Annotated in this window: 3 rRNA genes; all 3 read right to left on the bottom strand. The window is 54.8% G+C overall.

The annotated features are described in order from the left end of the window. Positions 1–4: 4 nt before the first annotated feature. Positions 5–123: ribosomal RNA gene (rrf, locus tag HK401_RS20400) — 5S ribosomal RNA — on the bottom strand. 185 nt (positions 124–308) lie between these two features. Beyond that, positions 309–3,426: ribosomal RNA gene (locus tag HK401_RS20395) — 23S ribosomal RNA — on the bottom strand. A gap of 421 nt (positions 3,427–3,847) precedes the next feature. Next, a 16S ribosomal RNA gene (locus HK401_RS20390) occupies positions 3,848–5,374 on the bottom strand. Together the 16S, 23S and 5S rRNA genes form the textbook arrangement of a ribosomal RNA operon. Between the last annotated feature and the right edge of the window lie 180 nt (positions 5,375–5,554).

The following is a 5,554-nucleotide window of genomic DNA, read 5'->3' as shown; positions in this document are numbered from 1 at the left end:
AATATTGCGGCAGTCACCTACTCTCCCACAACCACCAAGTTGCAGTACCATCAGCGCGAATGGGCTTAGCTACCGGGATCGGAACGGTTAACCGGGCGTTTCCCCACCACTATCACCACCGCAAAACCAACAGACCACCACCACAAACCCCAAAAGAGGCCTTCAGGCAGTAATGGTCCAAGAACCGCACAGCGAACGCGAACACCCATCGACACAACACACGCACACCCCACAAAGGCGAACGCGGATTCTCAAGCAATCACTCAAAGCAACAAAACTCGCACACACACCAACCCCAAAAAAGAAGATTAAGTGAGTGATCGGTGTATTAGTACCAGTCAACTCCACACCTCACAGTGCTTCCATACCCGGCCTATCAACCCCATCATCTATAGGACACCTCCCCCCACACAAAGTGGGTTGGAAATCTCATCTCGGAGCAGGCTTCCCGCTTAGATGCTTTCAGCGGTTATCCATCCCGAACGTAGCCAACCAGCCATGCTCCTGGCGGAACAACTGGCACACCAGAGGTTCGTCCGTCCCGGTCCTCTCGTACTAAGGACAGACCTCCACAAATTTCCTACGCACGCAGCGGATAGGGACCGAACTGTCTCACGACGTTCTAAACCCAGCTCGCGTACCGCTTTAATGGGCGAACAGCCCAACCCTTGGGACCGACTCCAGCCCCAGGATGCGACGAGCCGACATCGAGGTGCCAAACCATGCCGTCGATATGGACTCTTGGGCAAGATCAGCCTGTTATCCCCGAGGTACCTTTTATCCGTTGAGCGACCACGCTTCCACAAGCCATGGCCGGGTCACTAGTCCCAGCTTTCGCTCCTGCTCGACACGTCCGTCTCACAGTCAAGCTCCCTTGTGCACTTACACTCGACACCTGATTGCCAACCAGGCTGAGGGAACCTTTGGGCGCCTCCGTTACTCTTTAGGAGGCAACCGCCCCAGTTAAACTACCCATCAGGCACTGTCCCTGAACCCGATCAGGGTCCGAAGTTCAGGAATCCACTATGGTCAGAGTGGTATTTCACCGATCGACTCCACCCACACTAGCGTGCAAGTATCCCAGTCTCCCACCTATCCTACACAAACCACACCGAATCCCAATACCAAACTATAGTGAAGGTCTCGGGGTCTTTCCGTCCTGCTGCGCGTAACGAGCATCTTTACTCGTAATGCAATTTCGCCGAGTTCGTGGTTGAGACAGCAGAGAAGTCGTTACGCCATTCGTGCAGGTCGGAACTTACCCGACAAGGAATTTCGCTACCTTAGGATGGTTATAGTTACCACCGCCGTTTACTGGGGCTTAAATTCTCCGCTTCACCCCCAAAAGGGTTAACAGGTCCTCTTAACCTTCCAGCACCGGGCAGGCGTCAGTCCGTATACATCGACTTACATCTTCGCACGGACCTGTGTTTTTAATAAACAGTCGCTTCTCTCTGGCCTCTGCGACCACCACCAGCACATCACCAAGCACGTTGGCTTCACCGGGATGGTCCCCCTTCTCCCGAAGTTACGGGGGCATTTTGCCGAGTTCCTTAACCACGATTCTCTCGATCACCTTAGTATTCTCTACTCGACCACCTGTGTCGGTTATAGGGTACGGGCAACACACACCCTCACGTCGATGCTTTTCTCGGCAGCAGAGGATCACCAGATCACCCCACCAACGTGGGGCGCCCATCAGCTCTCACACCAAATGCGGGGACGGATTTGCCTACCCCCACGTGCTACAACCTTAGACCGTGACTACCATCGCACGGCCTGGCTACCTTTCTGCGTCACACCTCACGCTTACCGACTCCACACTCAGGTCCCACAAACGCATCCAACCACAGATCCGAAGACCTGACGGGACACGCTCATAGTTAGTCTCATGTGTTTTGGTACTGTCGGTTGTGTGTCGGTACCAGAATATCAACTGGTTGTCCATCGACTACGCCTGTCGGCCTCGCCTTAGGTCCCGACTTACCCAGGGCGGATTAGCCTAGCCCTGGAACCCTTGGTCATCCGGTGGACGGGTTTCTCACCCGTCTTTCGCTACTCATGCCTGCATTCTCACTCGAACCGCCTCCACCACTAGTTCACACTGCAGCTTCACCGGCGACTCGACGCTCCCCTACCCAACACCACACCATTACGGAATCACGTGATGCTGCCACAACTTCGGCGGTGTACTTAGCCCCGCTACATTATCGGCGCTCAATCACTTGACCAGTGAGCTATTACGCACTCTTTCAAGGATGGCTGCTTCTAAGCCAACCTCCTGGTTGTCTTCGCAACTGAACATCCTTTCCCACTGAGCACACGCTTAGGGGCCTTAGTTGATGGTCTGGGCTGTTTCCCTCTCGACAATGAAGCTTATCCCCCACTGTCTCACTGCCACGCTGAACCTTGACTGGCATTCGGAGTTTAGTTGACGTCAGTAACCCGGTGGGGCCCATCAGCCATCCAGTAGCTCTACCTCCAGCAAGAACCACGCAACGCTGCACCTAAATGCATTTCGGGGAGAACCAGCTATCACAGAGTTTGATTGGCCTTTCACCCCTAACCACAGGTCATCCCCTCCATTTTCAACTGAAGTGGGTGCGGGCCTCCACGCGCTCTTACACACGCTTCACCCTGCCCATGGCTAGATCACTCCGCTTCGGGTCTAGGACACGCGACTGACTCGCCCTCTTCGGACTCGCTTTCGCTACGGCTACCCCACACGGGTTAACCTCGCCACGCACCGCTAACTCGCAGGCTCATTCTTCAAAAGGCACGCCATCACAGCCATCAAGATGCTGCTCTGACGGATTGTAAGCACATGGTTTCAGGTACTCTTTCACTCCCCTCCCGGGGTACTTTTCACCATTCCCTCACGGTACTATTCCGCTATCGGTCATCAGGAAGTATTTAGCCTTACCAGGTGGTCCTGGCAGATTCACACGAAATTCCACGAGTTCCGTGCTACTCGGGCATCTGCACACCATGCGCAACCACTGTTTCGTCTACGGGACTCTCACCCACTCCGGTCCTGTTTCCCACCAGGTTCGACTACACCAATCACACACAGCCCGGTCATGCTGAACCAGAACATGCACACCCCACAACACCCACGCAGCAACACCAGCACGCTCTCACGCTACGAAGGTTTAGGCTCATCCAGTTTCGCTCGCCACTACTCCCGGAATCATTATTATTTTCTCTTCCTGCGGGTACTGAGATGTTTCACTTCCCCGCGTTCCCCCCACATGCCCTATATATTCAGACACGGGTCACCACCCTCACAGATGGCGGGGTTTCCCCATTCGGACACCCTCGGATCAACGCCCGTTTATCGGCTCCCCGAGGCTTATCGCAGATTTCCACGTCCTTCATCGGCTCCTGATGCCAAGGCATCCACCATGCGCTCTCACACACTCACCCAACCCCCAAACGGGGCCAGCAAAATGTGTGCGCGAATTAATTTTCATCACTCTAAGATGATCACAAGAAAATCACATTACATCACACCACACACAAACATGTATGCAGTATGGATGCTCGCGTCCACTATACGATTCTCAAACCACTACCAAACACCACCCACAAACACACCAGATGCTCTGGCTGCTTGCGGTGCAGGTCGGTCCTGTTGGTTGAAACCACACCCAACACCACAGTGTTGAGGCTTGTGATTCCAGGACCCAATAACGTATTCGTTCTAGCCCCGACCACACCACCGTCATCACGGCAGTCACCGGACAACGCTGGTAGGTACGAGCGGGAGTTGTGATGTTCCACCCTTGAGCTCTCATGATGACCACACGCGGGTCATGCCATGAGGATCTTAATGTGTGCTCCTTAGAAAGGAGGTGATCCAGCCGCACCTTCCGGTACGGCTACCTTGTTACGACTTAGTCCCAATCACCAGTCCCACCTTAGACGGCCCCCTCCCACAAGGGGTTGGGCCACCGGCTTCGGGTGTTACCGACTTTCGTGACTTGACGGGCGGTGTGTACAAGGCCCGGGAACGTATTCACCGCAGCGTTGCTGATCTGCGATTACTAGCGACTCCGACTTCACGTAGTCGAATTGCAGACTACGATCCGAACTGAGACTGGCTTTAAGGGATTCGCTCACCCTCACGGGTTCGCCTCTCTCTGTACCAGCCATTGTAGCATGCGTGAAGCCCAAGACATAAAGGGCATGATGATTTGACGTCATCCCCACCTTCCTCCGAGTTGACCCCGGCAGTCTCCTATGAGTTCCCACCATCACGTGCTGGCAACATAGAACGAGGGTTGCGCTCGTTGCGGGACTTAACCCAACATCTCACGACACGAGCTGACGACAACCATGCACCACCTGTACACCAGCTCCAAAGAGAAGAACTGTTTCCAGAACGGTCCAGTGTATGTCAAGCCTTGGTAAGGTTCTTCGCGTTGCATCGAATTAATCCGCATGCTCCGCCGCTTGTGCGGGCCCCCGTCAATTCCTTTGAGTTTTAGCCTTGCGACCGTACTCCCCAGGCGGGGCACTTAATGCGTTAGCTACGGCGCGGAGAACGTGGAATGCCCCCCACACCTAGTGCCCAACGTTTACGGCATGGACTACCAGGGTATCTAATCCTGTTCGCTCCCCATGCTTTCGCTCCTCAGTGTCAGTTACAGCCCAGAGTCCCGCCTTCGCCACCGGTGTTCCTCCTGATATCTGCGCATTTCACCGCTACACCAGGAATTCCAGACTCCCCTACTGCACTCTAGTCAGCCCGTACCCACTGCCCGCGCAACGTTAAGCGTTGCGTTTCCACAGCAGACGTGACCAACCACCTACGAGCTCTTTACGCCCAATAATTCCGGACAACGCTCGTACCCTACGTATTACCGCGGCTGCTGGCACGTAGTTAGCCGGTACTTCTTCTGCAGGTACCGTCACTTTCGCTTCTTCCCTGCTGAAAGCGGTTTACAACCCGAAGGCCGTCATCCCGCACGCTGCGTCGCTGCATCAGGGTTTCCCCCATTGTGCAATATTCCCCACTGCTGCCTCCCGTAGGAGTCTGGGCCGTGTCTCAGTCCCAGTGTGGCCGGTCGCCCTCTCAGGCCGGCTACCCGTCGTCGCCTTGGTAGGCCATTACCCCACCAACAAGCTGATAGGCCGCGAGCCCATCCCCAATCGAAAAACTTTCCACCAACCAACATGCGTTGGAAGGTCATATCCGGTATTAGACCCAGTTTCCCAGGCTTATCCCGAAATCAGGGGCAGGTTACTCACGTGTTACTCACCCGTTCGCCACTCATCCACCCGAAGCAAGCTTCGGGCTTCAGCGTTCGACTTGCATGTGTTAAGCACGCAGCCAGCGTTCGTCCTGAGCCAGGATCAAACTCTCCATAAAAAAATTATGTTACGAATGAATCCCAGCAAGACAGCCAACCCCTCACGGGGTGAGAAGGTTGACCACTAAAAAACAACCAAACACCCGAATGTTCACCCCGATGATCGCGGGAGGTTCGGCGAAGAACCACCCACACAGGACGAACACAGATGCTCGATCGTGTGATTGTCTCACCAGAAA

Source organism: Brevibacterium oceani (assembly GCF_013623835.1).
Taxonomy (GTDB): Bacteria; Actinomycetota; Actinomycetes; order Actinomycetales; family Brevibacteriaceae; genus Brevibacterium; species Brevibacterium oceani.
This window is presented reverse-complemented; position numbering and strand designations above follow the sequence as displayed.